Below are 323 nucleotides of genomic sequence, written 5' to 3'. Positions count from 1 at the left end.
GCATGGCCGCATCGCCGCTGAAGATGCAGGTGAGCAGCGCCATCACCGCGAAAGTCGGTGCCGCGGCAAGGCAAAGCCAGTCGGCCAGCCCGAGGGTGGCGGCTTCTGGGATCGTGCTGCCGGCACCTGTATGGATATCGCTCATCGCCTTAATCCTTCATGCCAGCCACGACAGGTTCCTCTCTCCACGGAATGGGGAGAGGAACCCAAGCGGGACAACCGTTACTGCTCGCCCTTGTCCCTGAACGCCGCCTCGCCGGCAGCAGAGACTTCTTCCCATTTCTTGTCGGCCCCGGCGTCGTAATTGTCGTGCCAGTTCCACC

The 323-nt window shown here is 62.8% G+C and carries 1 pseudogene; it reads right to left on the bottom strand.

The features are described 5' to 3' along the window. Positions 1–222 precede the first annotated feature (222 nt). Positions 223–323 (bottom strand): annotated as a pseudogene (locus EOB49_RS38440) (DUF899 domain-containing protein); the annotation flags it as partial.

Origin of the sequence: Mesorhizobium sp. M7A.F.Ca.MR.148.00.0.0 (genome assembly GCF_003997735.1) — a bacterium.
In the GTDB taxonomy this organism is placed as follows: Bacteria; Pseudomonadota; Alphaproteobacteria; order Rhizobiales; family Rhizobiaceae; genus Mesorhizobium.
This window is presented reverse-complemented; position numbering and strand designations above follow the sequence as displayed.